Genomic DNA, 19,076 nt, shown 5'->3' on the forward strand with positions numbered 1-19,076 from the left:
TCTACTTAAGGTAGAGATAAACATTCGTGGGCGATTAGCTCAGTTGGGAGAGCACCTCCCTTACAAGGAGGGGGTCACTGGTTCGAGCCCGGTATCGCCCACCATTCTCTAAATATTTTTGGATATTATCCAAACCAAATAAGTTTGTTTATCTTGGTTCGGATTTTTGTCGTCGAAAGTCTTTAGAAAATGTGATTTCTTTAAGTAGAAAAAACATCGCTCTTTAACAATTTGGAAAGCTGACAGATAACAATTTGATTGATTGTTATCTAATTTAAAAGTTCTCAAATCCTAATTTTCTTTGAAACATAAGAGATTTAGGTACCAACACACATTCAAGTGTTCTTGGAAACAACATTACATAGTAATGCTGTTTATATTTGAGTCCGGCAAAATCGAAATGTTGTCTCGCTCATTCAAATAATGAGACAACGATAGAAACCTTGGTTGCTCATAAGACCCTTTGGGGTTGTATGGTTAAGTGACTAAGCGTACACGGTGGATGCCTTGGCAGTCAGAGGCGATGAAGGACGTATTAACTTGCGATAAGCGTAGATTAGGCAGTAAAAGCCACTTGAGTCTACGATTTCCGAATGGGGAAACCCAACTGCATAAGCAGTTACTGTTAACTGAATACATAGGTTAACAGGGCAAACCCGGGGAACTGAAACATCTAAGTACCCGGAGGAGTAGAAATCAACCGAGATTCCGAAAGTAGCGGCGAGCGAAATTGGATTAGCCCTTAAGCTTTTAGTGCGTCAGGTGAAGAGTCTGGAAAGTCTCGCAATAAAGGGTGATAGCCCCGTAACCGACAACGTACAATCAGTGAAATCGAGTAGGGCGGGACACGTGATATCCTGTCTGAATATGGGGGGACCATCCTCCAAGGCTAAATACTACTGACTGACCGATAGTGAACCAGTACCGTGAGGGAAAGGCGAAAAGAACCCCTGTGAGGGGAGTGAAATAGAACCTGAAACCGTGTACGTACAAGCAGTAGGAGCACCTTCGTGGTGTGACTGCGTACCTTTTGTATAATGGGTCAGCGACTTATATTTAGTAGCAAGGTTAACCGATTAGGGGAGCCGTAGGGAAACCGAGTCTTAACTGGGCGTCGAGTTGCTAGGTATAGACCCGAAACCAGGTGATCTAGCCATGGGCAGGTTGAAGGTTGAGTAACATCAACTGGAGGACCGAACCGACTAATGTTGAAAAATTAGCGGATGACTTGTGGCTAGGGGTGAAAGGCCAATCAAACCTGGAGATAGCTGGTTCTCCCCGAAAGCTATTTAGGTAGCGCCTCGGACGAATACTACTGGGGGTAGAGCACTGTTAAGGCTAGGGGGTCATCCCGACTTACCAACCCTTTGCAAACTCCGAATACCAGTAAGTACTATCCGGGAGACACACGGCGGGTGCTAACGTCCGTCGTGGAGAGGGAAACAACCCAGACCGCCAGCTAAGGTCCCAAAGTATAGCTAAGTGGGAAACGATGTGGGAAGGCTCAGACAGCCAGGATGTTGGCTTAGAAGCAGCCATCATTTAAAGAAAGCGTAATAGCTCACTGGTCGAGTCGGCCTGCGCGGAAGATGTAACGGGGCTAAGCTATACACCGAAGCTGCGGCAATGCTCTTTTGAGTATTGGGTAGGGGAGCGTTCTGTAAGCCGTTGAAGGTGAACTGTAAGGTTTGCTGGAGGTATCAGAAGTGCGAATGCTGACATGAGTAACGATAATGGGGGTGAAAAACCCCCACGCCGGAAGACCAAGGGTTCCTGTCCAACGTTAATCGGGGCAGGGTAAGTCGACCCCTAAGGCGAGGCCGAAAGGCGTAGTCGATGGGAAACGGGTTAATATTCCCGTACTTCTTACAATTGCGATGGGGGGACGGAGAAGGCTAGGTGGGCCTGGCGACGGTTGTCCAGGTTCAAGGGTGTAGGCTGATTTCTTAGGTAAATCCGGGAAATCACTAAGGCTGAGACCCGATGTCGAGCGCCCAAGGGCGTGAAGTCATTGATGCCATGCTTCCAGGAAAAGCCTCTAAGCTTCAGATTGTAAGAAATCGTACCCCAAACCGACACAGGTGGTCGGGTAGAGAATACCAAGGCGCTTGAGAGAACTCGGGTGAAGGAACTAGGCAAAATGGTACCGTAACTTCGGGAGAAGGTACGCTTCTGACGGTGAAGTCCCTCGCGGATGGAGCTATCGGAAGTCGCAGATACCAGGTGGCTGCAACTGTTTATTAAAAACACAGCACTGTGCAAAATCGCAAGATGACGTATACGGTGTGACGCCTGCCCGGTGCCGGAAGGTTAATTGATGGGGTTAGACTTAGGTCGAAGCTCTTGATCGAAGCCCCGGTAAACGGCGGCCGTAACTATAACGGTCCTAAGGTAGCGAAATTCCTTGTCGGGTAAGTTCCGACCTGCACGAATGGCGTAATGATGGCCACGCTGTCTCCACCCGAGACTCAGTGAAATTGAAATCGCTGTGAAGATGCAGTGTACCCGCGGCTAGACGGAAAGACCCCGTGAACCTTTACTACAGCTTGGCACTGAACATTGACCCTACATGTGTAGGATAGGTGGGAGACTTTGAAACTTCGTCGCTAGATGGAGTGGAGTCAACCTTGAAATACCACCCTTGTAGTGTTGATGTTCTAACTTAGTCCCCTAATCGGGGATGAGGACAGTGCCTGGTGGGTAGTTTGACTGGGGCGGTCTCCTCCCAAAGAGTAACGGAGGAGCACGAAGGTGGGCTAAACACGGTTGGACATCGTGTGGTTAGTGCAATGGCATAAGCCCGCTTGACTGCGAGAATGACAATTCGAGCAGGTGCGAAAGCAGGTCATAGTGATCCGGTGGTTCTGAATGGAAGGGCCATCGCTCAACGGATAAAAGGTACTCCGGGGATAACAGGCTGATACCGCCCAAGAGTTCATATCGACGGCGGTGTTTGGCACCTCGATGTCGGCTCATCACATCCTGGGGCTGAAGTCGGTCCCAAGGGTATGGCTGTTCGCCATTTAAAGTGGTACGCGAGCTGGGTTTAGAACGTCGTGAGACAGTTCGGTCCCTATCTGCCGTGGGCGTTGGAGAATTGAAAGGGGCTGCTCCTAGTACGAGAGGACCGGAGTGGACGAACCTCTGGTGTTCGGGTTGTCATGCCAATGGCATTGCCCGGTAGCTAAGTTCGGAATCGATAAGCGCTGAAAGCATCTAAGCGCGAAGCGAGCCTTGAGATGAGTTCTCCCTGATACTTTAAGTATCCTAAAGGGTTGTCGTAGACTACGACGTTGATAGGCAGGGTGTGTAAGCGTTGTGAGGCGTTGAGCTAACCTGTACTAATTGCCCGTGAGGCTTAACCATACAACACCCAAGGGGTTTTGAAGGGCTCAAATAGAACATTGAATGTGTAAAGAACTTTTAAAGTTAGTTTTCCAGATTATTAAATATCCCTTTTAGGGGTATTTATCCAAATTTTGCTTGGCGACCATAGCATTGTGGACCCACCTGATTCCATGCCGAACTCAGAAGTGAAACGCAATAGCGCCGATGGTAGTGTGGGGTTTCCCCATGTGAGAGTAGGACATCGCCAGGCTTATTTACTTGCTTTTAGATTTTGAACAAATCTGAAGGCAAAACTGGATAAAGCAGATAGATTGTCAGTCTTTATTTAGTAAAAGATACCATGTGGAGTGGTAGTTCAGTTGGTTAGAATACCGGCCTGTCACGCCGGGGGTCGCGGGTTCGAGTCCCGTCCACTCCGCCACTTTCTTCTTTAGAAGAAAGAGACAAATAGTTTTAGGGGTGTAGCTCCAATTGGCAGAGCAGCGGATTCCAAATCCGCGTGTTGGGAGTTCGAATCTCTCCACCCCTGCCATTATTTCTGCATACTTATGCAGAATGCGAAAAGCCAGCTTATAGCTGGCTTTTTTGCATTATTAATAAATTAAGTCATTTAAGACGATGAAAAGAAAAAAACAGACTAGAGATATTTATTCGAAAGCCCGCTCATTTTGAGTGGGCTTTTTTGCGTTTAAAACCTAAATAATAAGAAGGTTAATAATATGTTTTTCGTTTGGCGAGGTGTTGGTTGGCTCATACCTGTTATTGTTTTTGGGACATATATGACTATAGAATTTATCTATAGCTGTTTAGGTATTGATAAATTTTCATACGCAGCATTTAGCTTATTCATTTCGGGCGTTTTATTAGGTATTTTTGGGTATTATGTCAATGTGAAACAAACAACAAAAAGTAGAACTGAAAGTAATGCAAATATAGTAACTGCTAGTGATTCTAATGGAAAATCTCTTACTTTCAGACTACTGACCGGAAGAACTAATACTCTTTTCTTTGTTCCCATCCAGTATTGGTCTGTGTTCGCTATTGTGATAAGTGTCATTAGTTATCGTGCAAATATTAGCGACCAGAAGCTGACGAGTCAGTTTATAACGGCTCCGAAAGTAGGTGATGTTTATGTAATTGACTACAAATTCTTTAGTGAAGAGTATAAAAGTGAAAACTCTATCAGTGCATGGAAAGTTCACCAGCTTTTAAAAGATGAGGTTGTTTTTATAACAGGAGATTACGCATATAGGTATGCTACAGATATATTTGAAGCGGTTGAAACTGGAAAAATGTTTTCTATAAAAACAAAAGAAGAAGATTTAAGAGTACTTGATTTTGAAACTATTCAACTGCTCTGGACAAATAAGGGAATTATTAGAATTATAAGGGATATAAAAAATTCATAGCGTAATCTACAAGATTTGGTTGCCAGCGTATAGCTGGCTTTTTTGCGTTTGAAGGAAAATGACTAGTTAGCGTTGGCCTGTTGGCTGTCCAAATCGATGTAGTTCTTTATCGTGGAACGTTTTGGCTTAAAGGTATAATCCAAGGAGGCGCAGGAATGTGTTTAATCCCTGTTACTCGCCCAAGCACGAACCGATTGAGTACATTTATATACAATAAGAAAAATCCACTCTTCAGAGTGGTTTTTTTGCTATTGTGGAACAAAAAGGTGAGGTACAAAAATGATTAGAAAATTAATGAACGGTGAGTTCGGGCTACCGATAACATTCTGGGTGTTTTATTTTCTTGCAGTGATACCGATTAATGCAACTTTGGAGTACAGCGAAAGTATGCCTCTTAGCGTTGGGTTATTGCTCCTAGAGGTGTTGCTAGAGATATTGGTTATAAGAGGGATATGGACGCTGAGAACATCTTATAACGGCTGGAGAATCTGGATCTGGCTTGCTCTTACAATGGTTTCAATTAGCTTGATTATAGGAATAAGCGCCCTTGTTATGAGCTTTTATTATTCTGTCCATGGTTAATCTCCATCTTGTTTAATGATGGTGAATAGACCTAGCCATTGTTAGAAAGATTAAATTGATTAAAAATATATCAATAAGTGATAGTATTAGCAGCACTATTGAGTAGTTCAGCATATGTCGTGCTGAATCGTGACAAATCAAATATTTGAATTTTATGCTACGGTACAAACGTCAACTGATGCTCATACTGCCATTGGTTGTATTAAATATATATTTAGCCATTTTCTATCCTTTGATCCAGCCTGATGACCAACTTGATCTTGTTATTGAAACGAGTCAGATGTTGGTGTGTTTTTTCTTGCTGTTTAAGATTGAAGAGATTAAGAAGTCGAGGCAAGTGTATCTGTTTTTATTTCTCTCTGTTTCAATCCTGACGGTAGGTAGCGCGTTAGATTTTATTGATGAGTTTCTAGATGTCTCTGACAACGTAGGTATAGCAGAGGACATTTTTAAATCGGTAGGCTTTGTTACATTTATATTGGCTTGTTTTCGCTGGGTTGATTTTCACAAACAACAGTCTCAAGCGATGCAACATTTAGCAGAAGTGGACTCTCTCACAGGGTTATCTAATCGTCGCGCATTTTTAAATATGAGTAAAAGTTACTTTTGTTTAGATGAAGAGCGAAAAGTGAGCTTACTTATTATCGATGTAGATTATTTTAAACAAGTTAATGATAATTTTGGACACCAATTTGGTGATAAGTTATTAATTCGTATTGCTAATGCGATAAAGTTATCCCTACGAAAAGGCGACTATGTGGCTCGAATTGGAGGAGAGGAGTTTGTTGTTTTCCTTAAGAACACCGATAAACAGCAAGCCGTAGAAATCGCAGAAAACATCCGCAAAGCAGTTGAAGAGTTGATTCTCTATTGCAATAACCAGAAAGTAAACAGTTCAGTTAGTATTGGTGTCGTTTCTAACGAACATCACTCTGACGATTTTGAGGTTCTATTTTCTCAGGCGGATAAGCTTTTATACAAAGCAAAGTCGATGGGAAGAAATTGTTGTTGTAGTGACTAGCTGACAATGATTCCTTGAAAGGAAGCCATTTTTGCTAGCTTCCTTTTGCATTAGTTATATCAACCCGTCAGAGATCAGATCACCGCGTGAAATCCTCTAATGTAAGCTGTATTTCAAATATTGATTACGCTTGCTTTAGTCTTGAGAAAAACATGAAAGTACATCTTTTTCAAAATAAGGCTCTTGATTGACCCAAAACATATAGTCAACTTTGATAAAGTCTTTTGCAAAATCATGTAGTAACGGAACGATGTTTTTGCGCTCTTCTACTACCTTATCTGAGTTAGTTTGACCTATATAGTTACCATCTTGAATCGCAATGCCTAATGGAACCTGATAGCTACTTTCGTGCATCATTGAGATAGCATGATTTAATTGTCCTCTTCTTTGAACCATCAGATCTGGGGCACCTAGACCTACACCAATCTCTTCTCCATACTGGTATATCGATTTTAAATAACCCTCATCTTCCCAAGGTAGCCATTCGCCCGGCATAAAGTTGGCGTATTGCATTGTTACCGATATAGGGAAAGCACTTTTCAGTGCCAGCATATTACTCTTGAGTGACGCGCTGTATAAAGCCGGAGTAAAGTTTTCATCATATTGCTGAGAAACACCAATAGCGGATTCTTGTAAGTTTATCCCTTCAATCTTGCCATCAAACTTTTGTCCTAACGCGTTAAGTAATCGAGCAAATCTTTTCTGAACGTTCTTATTCCAGCGCTTCGCTACCCACCCTTCAGGTTCCCCATCATCGGTTCGTTGAAGAATAGTACCTCCGGCATACTCTTCAGTCAGAAGGTAACTAGGGACGCCTTTGTATTTGGGATTAAATGTCGCATCTTGAAGCTGAACAAAAAGTTTTTTGCCTTGGGATTCTAAGTAAAGTCTGTCGTTTTCAATAATTGAGAAATCATAGTTGTCTTTTTCAACCTCTAACTGAGCCCATGAGTACATGATCTGGGCGCCAATAAAGTGTTTGTTCGCTAAAAATGGATGATCAATGATCTGCTCGCGATCACGGGCAAAATAGACAAAGTGCTTAATGTTATTCGCTGAAATTGGGCATTTTGTAGTTAGATACTGCTTATATACCTCTGAATACTTATCGACAGGGTTGCTCCACTTTGCCAAACTATGGCTGCTAAGAATTAGGCTGCTAATGAGTATAAAAGTAAGACGTAATCGAGTCATAAAAGTCTGTTTAATATCTAAAGAATAGAATGCGAATAGTAAGTTAATAATTTTTAAAATCAATATGTTAATTTAAAAAATGAACAATCAGATTTAGAAGATAACAGTTAGCACGTTTTTCACAATGGTTATAAAATTTATGAGCAAAAAACCGAATCGCCAAACGGCGATGTTACAAATTATTAAGCAGGTGAAAAATGAATTGCCATTATATCAGCCAGATACGTTTATCTGTTCAGCTAAAGGTGGATGCATTGGCTGCCCAAAGAAGTTGTTAGAATTAGTTGATACGGAAGTCATGTACTGGGAAAGCGCGATTGCTAATGGTCACTCTCCTAATTTTGATGATATTTCTCGTTTCGGTAAATTGTGTACCAATGTGAAGCGGGGGTTAGCAAGAAACCATCTTGTATAAGCTTCTGCTGGATAAAGATCGCGAATTGGTTAATCTTTTTTAGCTTTTCTGTAATTTGTGACTGGTTATTGAGTTTCAACAGATCTATCTAGTATTTCCTCAGCTAATTATAATTCCTCTGAATAATGAGAGGATCGTATCATATTATTCTTGATATTTTTGTAAACTGCCTGACGTGAACTTTGTTATGCAATTAACTTCTAAAAAAGATAATGATATGAAACTAAAAACTCTTACACTAGCAACAACACTTGCCCTTCTTGGTTCTCAGCATGCATTAGCTGCCCCTGACTTTGAAAAAGCAAAAGCTGAACCTGTAAAACCTAACAATGTTATCGTGTTTATCGGTGATGGTATGGGATTAGGTCAAATTGAAATTGCTCGTCATATGGAATATGGCAAAGCAGGCACCTTATTTATTGAGTCTCTTCCTAATGTTGCTTTGGTGAGAACATATTCTGCGAATAAACAAGTGACTGATTCTGCAGCAGCGGGTACTGCTCTTGCTACGGCAGTGAAAACGAACAACTCTGCTATCGGAGTTAATGCTGAAGGGATTGAAGTTGATTCAATCTTAGATGACTTTCAAAAATCGGGTCATAAAGTAGGGGTAATCTCTACCAATACTGTTACAGATGCCACTCCTGCCGCATTTACAGCGAGCGTTGCAGATCGCTACCAAGGACAACCTGAAGCTGCTCGTCAAATGCTAGCCAATCAATATGATGTGTTACTCGGTGGTGGATGGAAATATTTTGGTGCCAAAAAACAAGATGGTGTTGATCTATTACCTAAGTTTGAAGTTGCCGGTTACACAATCGTAAAAGATAAGCAGCAACTTGCCAATGCAAAAGGTTCTGACAAGCTTCTAGGGCTGTTTAACAAGTCATATATGAACTACAAGTTGGATCGTGATGATGTAGGCAGCCAAGAACCAAGCCTTGAGCTAATGACAGAAATGGCCATTGATACTCTTAAGAAAGATGAAAATGGATTCTTCTTAATGGTTGAAGGTGCTCGTATTGATCATGCCGCTCATGCTGCAGATGTGACGGGTGTATGGAAAGAGCTGATGGAGTTTGATCGCACTGTCCAACAAACATGGGAATGGGCAAAAGCGCGTAAAGACACATTAGTCGTTGTCCTTGCCGATCATGAAACAATGGGCTTGTCTGTGACAGAACCAATGGATATCGCTGCACTAAAAGCGATTACGGTTTCTCCAGAGTACATGGCAGGGCAGTTAGTCGTCGCTGAAGATGGAAAGAGTTACACTCCTGAATCAATTAAAGCGGTATTTAAAAAGTACGCAGGATTTGAAGTAACAGATGAGCAAGTAGCAGAATTGAATAAGAACGTGCTCTCAGATAAAGGTAAACTGAAGTATCAATACAAAGTTGGCTGGGAAATCGGTTCTGTTATTGCTGCGCATTATAAAGCGGGTGCAATAGATCGAGCCGTTAGAGCAGAATCAAGCACTGGCGGTCACTCAAGTAATATGATCCCACTATTCGCAGCGGGTCCAGGTTCTCAGTATTTTGAAGGTGTCTTGAACAATACCGATGTACCTAAATTAATACGTTCGCTAACCACTAAATAGCTAATTGTGTATTAAACTTTAAAGCCTTAACAGCAAAGTTGAGGCTTTAAATAAAAGCTCAAAATGCTCATGAGTTATTGTTATTAATTTGACGCAAACGATACACTTAGTGATAACGAAATCAATAATGTGATCGATAATGAATTTTTATTATTAATGAAAAAGATACTTAGTCGCTAAATGATATATTTACCACGATTAAAAATAAAACAAAGTGGTAATAAATATGAATGTCATGGCTAGTTTTAAAGGCAGAATTATTGCTGTCGTTATAGTGCTGCTAACCTCTTCTTTAGCAGTTTCCACCTACTTATCCTACCGACAATTATCAACCTCTATCCAAACAAATGTTGATAACTTCTCAATGTTAAAAATTGATAGTACTTCTGAAAGTATATTAAGTTGGATCGATTCAATTAAAAAAGCGGTCGTCACTAATGCACCTGATTTTTCAGAAAGTAGAAGTGATGATCAGATTGAGTTAATGGTTAAACAAATAGCTCACTCTTCACTAGCGTCTGGCATCGTTGTTGGTTTTGATGATGGCCGCTCTTATGGTGATAGCAGTGGCAAACGTGAGTTAGCGAAATACGATCCACGTACGCGAGGTTGGTACCAACAAGCTAAACAGAAAGGCGATACGGTTATAACTGATATATATACAGGCGCATCGACTGGTAACTTAATGGTTAGCATAGCCGAACCCTTCTATCGACAAGGTCAGTTTGAAGGTGTTTTATTAGCGGATATTGAGCTTAGTTTGCTGGATGAAATGGTAAAAGAGCCGCCATTCCCTGGCGCGATGATGGGGCTGTATGATGATAAAAGCTTAACCATTGCATCAAATGGTGAAGTGGATGTTCCGGGAAAAACCAAGCTTACGGACTTTTCGGACTTGAACCAACTTACCGACGCCTTATTAAATCAAGAACGGGGTCAGATAGATTACTCCCTTGGTGGCGTTGAAAAAGTCGCGTTTTTCCGTTCGATACAATTAGATAATGATGTTAGCTGGCATCTTTTGGTTGGTGTTGATAAATCTATTGCTTATCAAAAAGTTGAAGAAGCGGTAGATACCTCACTGATAACGGCCTGCATGTTATTGCTTGTGGCTATTGCTGTTCTTTTCTTCACATTAAACTTAGCTTATCGTCCTATTTTGGCGTTAAAAAGCACCATAGTCGATTTATCACAAGGAAACGGCGATTTAACTCGTCGCCTTGAGGTAACAAGTTAAGATGATCTGGGACAGATAGCCGATGCGGTGAATACCTTTATTGGTAATCTTCAGTCGATGATGTTGGAAGTTTCTGACTCATCACAGCGAATTTCTAATGATATTGAACTGCTACGCGCTCAATCGGAAAGCAATGATGTTGTATTAGCATCTCACGCGATGGAAACCAATCAGGTTGTTACCGCAATCAATGAAATGAGCTCTACTGCAGACAGTGTGTCACAAAGCGCATCTCAAACTGCGGAGTTTACTCGTATAACGAGCGATGAAGCAGAGCAGTCTAAAGGGGTTGTTAGCGGCGCAGTAACCAGTGTGGCTGATTTGATCCATGAAGTTGAGGTGATGGCTGAAAGCATTAACACCATGAACGAGGATTCACAAAAAATTGGCTCGGTATTGAGTGTGATTGGTGACATTGCTGATCAGACTAATTTACTGGCCTTGAATGCCGCTATCGAGGCTGCAAGAGCGGGAGAGCAAGGGAGAGGTTTTGCTGTTGTTGCTGATGAGGTAAGGGCTTTAGCCGCAAGAACTCAGCAAAGTACTTCAGAAATTAACACCATGCTTGCCAACCTGAATGATGGAACTAAAACAGTCGTTAAGGCGATGGATGATACCAAACTACGTTGTCAACAGACGGCAGAAACAACTGAAAATGTTAATGAGAGCTTAGATCTAATGGCTAACTCAGTGATGAGAATAAATGATCTTGGCTTAGAGATTGCGACCGCTGCCGAGCAACAGAGCGCGGTAACTGAAGAGGTCAATCGCAATATGGTGGCGATTCAAAATATGGTTGAAGAGCTAACAGGGAATAGCGCGCAAAGTATGGAAAGTACCGGGAACTTATCATCAAGTAACCAGCAATTGGCGTCTATTGTAAGGCAGTTTAAATTGCAATAATGGCTAGAAAGCCGTATTACAATAACTGAGAAAAAGAGCACTAATGTGCTCTTTTTTTATCCCAATAGAGTGTGTGAAGTGGCAAGGTTACTCTTCATTATTGTCGTTTTCCTTATTTGGAATAACTCTGTCGCCAATATCACCAAGAATAGAAAAGGGAGTAGCAATAACACCTTTTACGGTTCCTTCCACTGCACTTGCTGTCGCTTTGCTCACGATTTTTTCTGTGTTGTCAGAGATGACTTCTACTCGAGATAAAACCGAAGGGGTTAACGCTCTAATCTCGGAAGACTCTTTAATAACTTCTGGGATGGTTTTTATTCTCAACTGTTTGCTTTCTGCAAGCACTTGAGGAATCGTCGTTTTATTGGTCAACTCAACTTGCTCGAGCAAAGGTGGAACCACTTGTTCTCTCACGATTTTTACTTCGCTTAGTACTGAAGGGATGGTTGTTTTTTGCAGAGTATCAATTTGCGAGACAATGTCTGGAATTTGCTTATTTACCTGAGATATTTGAGTCACAACCGATGGGAGTTGCTGGGTGAGATCATTAGCAACATTTAGCCACTGTGACACTTTTATCGACTGTTCCAGCGTTGAAGCTTGTTCCACTAGTTGTGGAATCGCCTCTCTGGTCTTTGCTATTTCTATCACCAATTTTGAAAGGGTATATGAAAAATAGCAGATAGAGCCCGCTAAAATTAATATGGTGAAATGTTTAATATATGAAGTCACTATTTGTCCTACCTGTATCCTTTGGCCTGTTGTCCATTTTTGCTTTTACTGCTCGTTGTGGTTACTTATGGTATTAAAATGTATCGTTGCTAAGCATCCTCGACAATCGTGGTTTTCTACTAACGAAAATCGCCAGCCAAATTTTCTGCACAATTCATCAACGATAAGTAAGCCTAGCCCATGTCCATTGGGGGAGGATTTTATTAATCCATTACCTTGGTCTTTAATAGCCAATATGGAATCTGACATTGTAATGGCAACGTCTTCTTTGTCTGATGCTTCGATGGCATTTCTAATAATATTACCAACTAAAATTTGAATAATTGCCTCTGAAGCATAAATGGTTGGTTCAGATAATACTGTGACATAAACCTCTACGGGAATCGGAGCGTAATAGTTGATGTTGTTATCCACGATGCTTTGTAGTTCTGTTTTGGTTAGAACTCTAGCAGAAAGATGACCTTCGCTGTTCTCATACCGTACGATTGAGAGAAGAGCATCTACCATGACTTTCATCTGGGTAGTCGCTTCATCTATTCGATTGATCTGCTTGTGTAAAAACGGTTTTTCAGCCTTTTTACGTAATAAACTGTTTGCCCCTTGGATGATTGTGAGTGGCGTTCTTAGTTCATGGCTGGCATATCGGGCGAAGGCTTGTTCTCGTTTTAATAACTTATTATTCTCATCTCGGTAATGATTGAGCTCTCTAATAAGGTGCTGAAACTCATCCGCAGCCTCCTTTTCAATTTCAAAAGGAACGTCTTTACCTACAATCTGGTTACTAAGCTGACTTTCAATATCATTTAATGGGTCAATTAGCTTTTGAGACAATAATTTGAGCAGTCGTCTAAAAATGAGTAACAGTGAAAGCAATAGAATGAACACATAAAATGCTCCGTAAGCTATCTCTTCTATGCTGAGTTCTAAGATATCAAAGTCCATTAATATGATTAGTGGTCTATTTTGCTGTGACTCTGAATGATAATACTGGTCAAAATAGATCATTTTTGCGTTGGGAAAAGCGCCGAATTCACCAATGAAGTGATTTTTATCTTTAATAAGGTTTTGAATATCGATGGGAAGTTGCGATATGTCGTTGTAGGCACTGGTTAATAAATCAAGCTGAATAGGGCTTTGTGCTCCAGAGACAAACTGTTTAATGGCAACTTCTTTTTCTAATTGAACACGTCGCTTTCCCACTTGATCTTCGGCCCAACTCAGCGTCATCAGAAACACGCCTAAAACTACCAGAGAAAAACAGATTGATAAGGTAACAAAAAGAATATGTAGCCGACCAGATAGGCTTTTGGTGTTATAGGGGAGCAGCATCATTGGAATCCGCCTCAAGTTTAAAACCAACTTTAGGTACAGTGAGCAGCATCGCTTTAGCAAATGGTTTGTCTAGCTGCCTTCTAAGCTGATAAATATGAGTCCGTAACACGGCATCACAATCTTTATCTTCTTTCCAAAGGGTATGAATAAGCTCCTGTCTCGTTAACACTGCCGGCGCCTTTATACATAAAAGCTCTAAAATGGTATAAGTTGTTGGATTTAGTATCAGGCTTTTTCCTTCCCTTGTTGCTGTACGCGATTTTTGATCAATAGTAATCGTTGAAAAAGAGAGTATTGATTTAGCCACAGTCTCTCGGTATCTATTGATTAAAGCATGCATTCTTGCTTCTAGAATCGATAAATCAAAAGGCTTGGTGACATAATCGTCTGCGCCATACTTAAAACCCGTAAGCATATCTTCTTTACTGTCTAGCGCGGTTAGCATAAGGATAGGGGTTTTGTTACCTAACTCCCTTAACGTTTCACAAACTTGCAGCCCGTTCATTCTGGGTAACATTAAGTCCAGTAAAATAATATCAAAGTTGACCTCTTGAGCGAGCTTAACTCCTAACTCTCCGTTGTCTGCATAATCAAGGCTAATATCATTACTTTCAAAATAATCGAATAAGATGCCAGCGATATTGCGGTTATCTTCAATGATAAGTATGCGCTTCATTTAGTCACCCTTGTATTTTTATCGACCACTTTAAACTCATTGTCTTGAAGAAACTGATAACGGCTAGCAATTTTTAAGCTGGGAACTATGCTGTAACCGTTCTATCGCTCTTTCTAGTGGTGCCAGCAGTTTTTGCAATATAGGAATGACTAAGCCAAATAGCACCACAAAGGCACACGCAACAAATAAATCCGTATAACTGTGCATTGCTAAGTAAATACGGCTAAGTGCGACAGATACACCCCACAGCAAAAGAGTGCTTGCCAGTATATAGTGTTTATTCTGTAGTAGAAATCCTCCCCAAAATGCAACAAATACTGCAGCAAACAAGGTATGTCCTGAAGGGAACGCGTAATTGGTCCCATCTAGCCAGTTGTCTGTTCGCCATTGACCAAATATGTCACTGCTATTTTTAATCAGTAGAGATTGCTGTTGATCACTTAATTGATAGAAGGCATCTGAGCTATCAATGAGTTCTGCATTAACCAATAAGTCTGTATAGGGTCTTGGTACTTCTGTAATGGCTTTTAGTCCAAATTTTAGTATAAAGGCCAATAACAATAGCATCATAAATTGTCCGCAAACTGTAACCCATCGAGCAAAAGATTTTCGATGATAAAATCCGATGGCAACGCCCAACAGAATGGTTATTGGGAAAAATGGCTTTCCCGCAGACTGAGTGATAGTCGTGAGTAGAAAGCCAGTTGCGTTATTCAGTGGCGAAGAAAAATCCACATTGGGTAGTACAAGGCTGGCAAAAAAAAGTATCAATAAAAACATTGATATGGCGACTAAATACATACGTTGTTGCGGGTTTAGTGTGAAATTATTTACGTTCATTACTATTTTTTGACCATGATTATTTATCTATTGTTTGCTTAATTGTGTCTGTTTCGGCTGTGTTATTAAGTACATACTGTTGCTGAGACGCTGGAGCATAGTAACCTTTCGTATAGGCTAAGCTTCCCCATAGCGCATTCGCGTTGGCTATCTGTTCCAATTCAATACCTTGTTGCTGAGGCGTGAGCGACTTATCTTGTGGATTGTAGTAAAAACCTTTAGCTGCTTTATCTGGCTGTAGAATAACTATATTGTTATTTGCGTCCATCCATGCAAAGTTCTTGTTAAATTGCATCATTGCACGCTGTTTTTCTTTTGGAATCGGTTGAGTTAAATCGAAGCCGAGCATCGGTGTTTCTGCATCGATACCGATAATGGATAGCATGGTTGTGGGCAAATCTATTTGGCTGGCTAACCTATTATCTCTTTTGGCATCAATACCTTCACCTATAAATACAGCTGGAATTTTAAAGTGATCAATAGGGACAAGTTGATTACCATAGGCCCGAGAATCATGATCTGCTACGACAACAAAGACAGTATCTTGCCAATAGTTGGATTTCTTAGCCTTTTCAAAAAATTTCCCTAACGCATAGTCTGAATATTTAGCTGTGTTTTCACGAGTGGCAGAAGGCTGGTTATATGGTTCGATTTTTCCTTGTGGATACTCAAACGGACTATGATTCGATGAGGTAAAGACTAAACTAAAGAACGGTTTATTTTGCTGCTGCATCATAGAGAACTGTTGATGTGCTTTATCATAGAGATCTTCATCTGATGCTCCCCATGAACCCACAAAAGAAGGCGAGTCAAAGGTCGGTAGGTCTTGAATGTCGGTGAAGCCATTTCCTAAGAAAAATGACTTCATATTATCAAAGTGACTTTCTCCACCATAAATAAACTGTGTGATATAGCCATTCTGTTTTAATACATCCGCAATAGAGAAGAAGTTACTTTGGCTTTTTGTTAGTTTTACTGTTGAGCGAGATGGAGTAGGAAAAAATCCTGTCGTGACCGCCTCAATGCCTCGTACTGAGCGTGTTCCCGTGGCATAGAGATTATCAAGAGACCAGCCTTCATTAATTAATTGGTCTAGATTTGGAGTAAGAGGCAGCCCTCCTAATGCGCCAACATATCGTGCTCCTAAACTTTCTTGTAGCAATATGACTAAGTTTTTGGGCTTCCCTTGAAAACTGGCTTGCCGATAACTGAGAGTCGGTGACGTCGAGTTAAGATTATACGTTGCGGGCATATTAGCCGACTCTCTCACTAAAGAGATGATTTTTTCTTCCGCCATTTTTGGGTAATAATCAAATGCATTTTCTTCGCTCGCCATCCCTTTTGCTGCAAAAATCATTGAATAAGACGAATTGAGTACCAAATCATTTATCAACGGGTCGGTAGAGAAAGAGACCAGAGCGGGGTTCATCGGTCTATTTTGCAAAGTAGAACGGGCACCCATAACCCCGACTGCCAATACAATAATGGCAAGGACTGGACGCCAATACCATTTTGGAAAGTGCAAGTTATCTACGATCTTTTTGCTAAATCCCCACCCCAAATAAAGGGTGAGCGCGCTACCAAGAGTTCCGATAGCCAATTCCAATTTATAACCTGTCCAGAGCATGCTGAGTACTTCTTTGGGGTAAATTAAATACTCAAGAAACAAGCGATTAGGTCTTACGTCGTATTCGATGATAAAAGGAGGAGTCGCCATTTCCATGTAGACAATTAGCCACAAACCAGCGACAACCCATAACCGAAAAAAGTACAGCCAAAATCGGCCAAATGCAGATCTTCCAGCAAATAAGACGGTTAATAATGAGGGCAAAATCAACAGGTAGCAGAGAGATGAAATATCAATACGTAAACCACTAAGCAGCATGGTTGCCCACCAAGGAGAGTCTACAATACGTTCACTTTGCCATAGCATTAGCGCCAGTCGTGAAGTAAAGAGGATTGCGGTAAATAAGAGAAACGAAGTGAGTATTGGAAAGAGAATGTTTAGTTTCTGTTTCCAGTAGGCTTGTATCGACATAATTTATCTCAGAGTGTGAACAATAAAGGAAGGTGAACGGAGAGAACACCTCTTATTGACAAACTCTAAAATAGGCTAAGTGAACACAATGTGAATACGGCAAAAAATTATGCTAATTGTAGCAATTTCTCACTGTTTTCTTTTAGTAAAGAGATCAGATTAAGGTCGTTATTGGCTGCCAAATCGAGAATGGCATTGATATCTTCACTCATGCCTTCAGGGAGTAATGAGCATCTTGCCTGACTATAAGTGAGCATTCTTTTCTCCCCTGGATGGGGCAATTTATTGATGGCAAAAAGCACATCAAAATAGCTAGCAAGGTAGGCGGCAACTCGGTGATTGACACTGATTCTGTCATTTCGCTTTATCGCTTTTTCTATCTGTTTAGGGTAGTAGGCGATAGAGCTAGAGAGTAACGGGGCATTTTTTGCGACAATATTTTTTGCCAGTGCCTCAGGGTAAGGAATTGAGTACTTAGACTTGAGTTTATTCAGTTGCTGCTCTCTGTCAAAGGTAATATGTGAGTTGAGTAGATTAAACCAAAAGCAACTGGAGTACCCGACAGACGCTTGATGGTTGAATACAGTATGACTAAGCTGTTGATCTAGACAAGCTAAAGAGCGATAAATAATGTCGATTTCCGTGCCGTTTTTTAGTATTCCATCATCTTCTGTTTCCCAAAACTGATTGTTTAACTCTATGTAATCACAGCTCTCTTCTGTTATTTTCTCTCTTATTTTTATTGGGATCTCTGCACTGGTGTAGACGTATAAATCGTAGTCTGAAAGTGCATCGTGCATATTAACAGTATGGGAACCGCCAAGCGCTACAGCTTCAACTTGAGGCAACTGTGATAAGGAGGTAATTAATGTGTGGAGGTTATCTTGTGGCATAAAACGGCTTTGGTTGCAAAGTGAAGCTCATTTTATAACCTAGTTGCTCAGCTACAAAACCTTGTTTTGCTCACAAAATGAGTGAACAGTTATTTTTACGGTGATTTTTGCCTGTGACGACTCACAATCTAGTCAGTGAATATCTTGATTGATAACTATGTTAACCCTTGAATAATAACAAATTTATCTAATAATTCTTCATCGGACTCAATATGTTGGGGATCAGTAATGATACATTTAGTAATAGGGCAAACGGATTGGCAGGTTGGCTTCTCATAGTGACCTTTACACTCTGTGCATAAAAGTGGATCTATCTCATAGATCTCTGCTCCCATAGAGATGGCACCATTGGGGCATTCTGGTTCACACATGTCACAGTTGATGCAGCTATTTTGAATGAGTAGCGCCATAGTAAATGTTACCTTTACGATATAACAAAAGCGGAGTCCGCCTCGGGGTATAATGAGGCGCGAAGTTTAGCATATTGGTTGTGAATCTCTAGACTTATTGAGCGCAGAAAATCGCTACGATTATTAACTAAATAATCGCACAATAGCTAATAGTGAAGGGGTTAAGCAGCAATAAGCTGATAATTAGACCAAGTGTTTACGTCATCATCGCTTAGTTCGTCTGTGATCTTAGAAATCAAATGCAAAATTTGGCTGCTTTGCTGATCATCAAACACATAGTTTGTGATGATCGCCCAACCTCTTACGACACATTGACCGCCAGAGTTTCTGATACACTCTTCTATGCGTTTTACGCTAGTTTCACAGTAGGATTCAATTTTATATAAATTACTCATATTACACCGTCTGCCAAACTCTTAATTTCGTCCTTTTAGCTATTCCCT

15 protein-coding genes, 3 tRNA genes and 2 rRNA genes are annotated in these 19,076 nt (G+C 40.9%); 11 read left to right on the forward strand and 9 right to left on the reverse strand.

Annotation, left to right across the window (positions count from 1 at the left end; genetic code table 11):
- Positions 1-28: 28 nt before the first annotated feature.
- The 7 genes from CHJ_RS02660 to CHJ_RS02690 all read left to right on the forward strand — a co-directional run bounded on the left by CHJ_RS02660 (position 29) and on the right by CHJ_RS02690 (position 6,360).
- A tRNA-Val gene (locus CHJ_RS02660) sits at positions 29-104 on the forward strand.
- Between the two features lie 371 nt (positions 105-475).
- Positions 476-3,366: ribosomal RNA gene (locus CHJ_RS02665) — 23S ribosomal RNA — on the forward strand.
- A 116-nt stretch (positions 3,367-3,482) separates the two neighbouring features.
- Positions 3,483-3,598 (forward strand): 5S ribosomal RNA (rrf, locus tag CHJ_RS02670).
- 94 nt (positions 3,599-3,692) lie between these two features.
- Positions 3,693-3,769: transfer RNA gene (locus tag CHJ_RS02675), tRNA-Asp, on the forward strand.
- Positions 3,770-3,803: 34 nt separating this feature from the next.
- Positions 3,804-3,880, forward strand: a tRNA-Trp gene (locus CHJ_RS02680).
- Between the two features lie 187 nt (positions 3,881-4,067).
- The gene (locus tag CHJ_RS02685) at positions 4,068-4,757 is read left to right on the forward strand and encodes a hypothetical protein (RefSeq protein WP_317916791.1); all 690 of its coding nucleotides are present in this window, start codon (positions 4,068-4,070) and stop codon (positions 4,755-4,757) included.
- Between the two features lie 736 nt (positions 4,758-5,493).
- Positions 5,494-6,360, forward strand: a complete 867-nt coding sequence (locus CHJ_RS02690) for a GGDEF domain-containing protein (protein ID WP_317916792.1) — start codon at positions 5,494-5,496, stop codon at positions 6,358-6,360.
- Positions 6,361-6,495: 135 nt separating this feature from the next.
- Here the strand turns inward: CHJ_RS02690 and CHJ_RS02695 are convergent, their stop codons facing one another.
- Positions 6,496-7,554 (reverse strand): hypothetical protein, encoded by a 1,059-nt coding sequence (locus CHJ_RS02695; protein WP_317916793.1) that lies wholly within the window; start codon positions 7,552-7,554, stop codon positions 6,496-6,498.
- Positions 7,555-7,693: 139 nt separating this feature from the next.
- Here CHJ_RS02695 and CHJ_RS02700 point away from each other — a divergent pair, with 139 nt between their 5' ends.
- The 4 genes from CHJ_RS02700 (at position 7,694) to CHJ_RS02715 (ending at position 11,709) form a co-directional block, all read left to right on the forward strand.
- Positions 7,694-7,969 carry a hypothetical protein gene (locus tag CHJ_RS02700; RefSeq protein ID WP_171753771.1) on the forward strand — a complete coding sequence of 92 codons (276 nt, stop codon included), beginning with the start codon at positions 7,694-7,696 and terminating at the stop codon, positions 7,967-7,969.
- A 217-nt stretch (positions 7,970-8,186) separates the two neighbouring features.
- Positions 8,187-9,569, forward strand: coding sequence for an alkaline phosphatase (locus CHJ_RS02705; RefSeq protein WP_317916794.1), 1,383 nt, complete (start codon positions 8,187-8,189; stop codon positions 9,567-9,569).
- A gap of 235 nt (positions 9,570-9,804) precedes the next feature.
- Positions 9,805-10,806, forward strand: a complete 1,002-nt coding sequence (locus CHJ_RS02710) for a cache domain-containing protein (RefSeq protein WP_317916795.1) — start codon at positions 9,805-9,807, stop codon at positions 10,804-10,806.
- A gap of 27 nt (positions 10,807-10,833) precedes the next feature.
- Complete coding sequence (locus tag CHJ_RS02715; protein WP_317916796.1) at positions 10,834-11,709, forward strand: methyl-accepting chemotaxis protein; 876 nt, start codon at positions 10,834-10,836, stop codon at positions 11,707-11,709.
- Between the two features lie 87 nt (positions 11,710-11,796).
- Here the strand turns inward: CHJ_RS02715 and CHJ_RS02720 are convergent, their stop codons facing one another.
- From CHJ_RS02720 to CHJ_RS02755, 8 genes are all read right to left on the reverse strand, one after another.
- Positions 11,797-12,444, reverse strand: coding sequence for a hypothetical protein (locus tag CHJ_RS02720; RefSeq protein WP_317916797.1), 648 nt, complete (start codon positions 12,442-12,444; stop codon positions 11,797-11,799).
- A gap of 45 nt (positions 12,445-12,489) precedes the next feature.
- A complete protein-coding gene (locus CHJ_RS02725; RefSeq protein WP_317916798.1) occupies positions 12,490-13,671 on the reverse strand; it encodes a sensor histidine kinase in 1,182 nt (393 codons plus the stop codon).
- A gap of 85 nt (positions 13,672-13,756) precedes the next feature.
- The gene (locus CHJ_RS02730; RefSeq protein ID WP_317916799.1) at positions 13,757-14,452 is read right to left on the reverse strand and encodes a response regulator transcription factor; all 696 of its coding nucleotides are present in this window, start codon (positions 14,450-14,452) and stop codon (positions 13,757-13,759) included.
- Positions 14,453-14,515: 63 nt separating this feature from the next.
- On the reverse strand, positions 14,516-15,292 hold the full coding sequence (locus tag CHJ_RS02735) for a phosphatase PAP2 family protein (protein ID WP_317916800.1): 777 nt from the start codon (positions 15,290-15,292) through the stop codon (positions 14,516-14,518).
- Positions 15,293-15,311: 19 nt separating this feature from the next.
- On the reverse strand, positions 15,312-17,330 hold the full coding sequence (locus tag CHJ_RS02740) for an LTA synthase family protein (RefSeq protein ID WP_317916801.1): 2,019 nt from the start codon (positions 17,328-17,330) through the stop codon (positions 15,312-15,314).
- 107 nt (positions 17,331-17,437) lie between these two features.
- Complete coding sequence (locus CHJ_RS02745; protein ID WP_317916802.1) at positions 17,438-18,223, reverse strand: DUF4037 domain-containing protein; 786 nt, start codon at positions 18,221-18,223, stop codon at positions 17,438-17,440.
- Between the two features lie 155 nt (positions 18,224-18,378).
- Positions 18,379-18,633, reverse strand: a complete 255-nt coding sequence (locus CHJ_RS02750; RefSeq protein ID WP_171753762.1) for a YfhL family 4Fe-4S dicluster ferredoxin — start codon at positions 18,631-18,633, stop codon at positions 18,379-18,381.
- Between the two features lie 161 nt (positions 18,634-18,794).
- A complete protein-coding gene (locus tag CHJ_RS02755; protein ID WP_171753761.1) occupies positions 18,795-19,028 on the reverse strand; it encodes a hypothetical protein in 234 nt (77 codons plus the stop codon).
- Between the last annotated feature and the right edge of the window lie 48 nt (positions 19,029-19,076).

It is taken from the genome of Vibrio sp. MACH09 (assembly GCF_033238805.1).
Classification (GTDB): domain Bacteria; phylum Pseudomonadota; class Gammaproteobacteria; order Enterobacterales; family Vibrionaceae; genus Vibrio.

Coding starts and splice junctions, on each gene's coding strand:
- CHJ_RS02685 (WP_317916791.1), top strand. CDS start 4,068: ATGTTTTTCGTTTGGCGAGGTGTTGGTTGGCTCATACCTGTTATTGTT.
- CHJ_RS02690 (WP_317916792.1), top strand. CDS start 5,494: ATGCTACGGTACAAACGTCAACTGATGCTCATACTGCCATTGGTTGTA.
- CHJ_RS02695 (WP_317916793.1), bottom strand. CDS start 7,554: ATGACTCGATTACGTCTTACTTTTATACTCATTAGCAGCCTAATTCTT.
- CHJ_RS02700 (WP_171753771.1), top strand. CDS start 7,694: ATGAGCAAAAAACCGAATCGCCAAACGGCGATGTTACAAATTATTAAG.
- CHJ_RS02705 (WP_317916794.1), top strand. CDS start 8,187: ATGAAACTAAAAACTCTTACACTAGCAACAACACTTGCCCTTCTTGGT.
- CHJ_RS02710 (WP_317916795.1), top strand. CDS start 9,805: ATGGCTAGTTTTAAAGGCAGAATTATTGCTGTCGTTATAGTGCTGCTA.
- CHJ_RS02725 (WP_317916798.1), bottom strand. CDS start 13,671: ATGACGCTGAGTTGGGCCGAAGATCAAGTGGGAAAGCGACGTGTTCAA.
- CHJ_RS02730 (WP_317916799.1), bottom strand. CDS start 14,452: ATGAAGCGCATACTTATCATTGAAGATAACCGCAATATCGCTGGCATC.
- CHJ_RS02735 (WP_317916800.1), bottom strand. CDS start 15,292: ATGAACGTAAATAATTTCACACTAAACCCGCAACAACGTATGTATTTA.
- CHJ_RS02740 (WP_317916801.1), bottom strand. CDS start 17,330: ATGTCGATACAAGCCTACTGGAAACAGAAACTAAACATTCTCTTTCCA.
- CHJ_RS02745 (WP_317916802.1), bottom strand. CDS start 18,223: ATGCCACAAGATAACCTCCACACATTAATTACCTCCTTATCACAGTTG.
- CHJ_RS02750 (WP_171753762.1), bottom strand. CDS start 18,633: ATGGCGCTACTCATTCAAAATAGCTGCATCAACTGTGACATGTGTGAA.
- CHJ_RS02755 (WP_171753761.1), bottom strand. CDS start 19,028: ATGAGTAATTTATATAAAATTGAATCCTACTGTGAAACTAGCGTAAAA.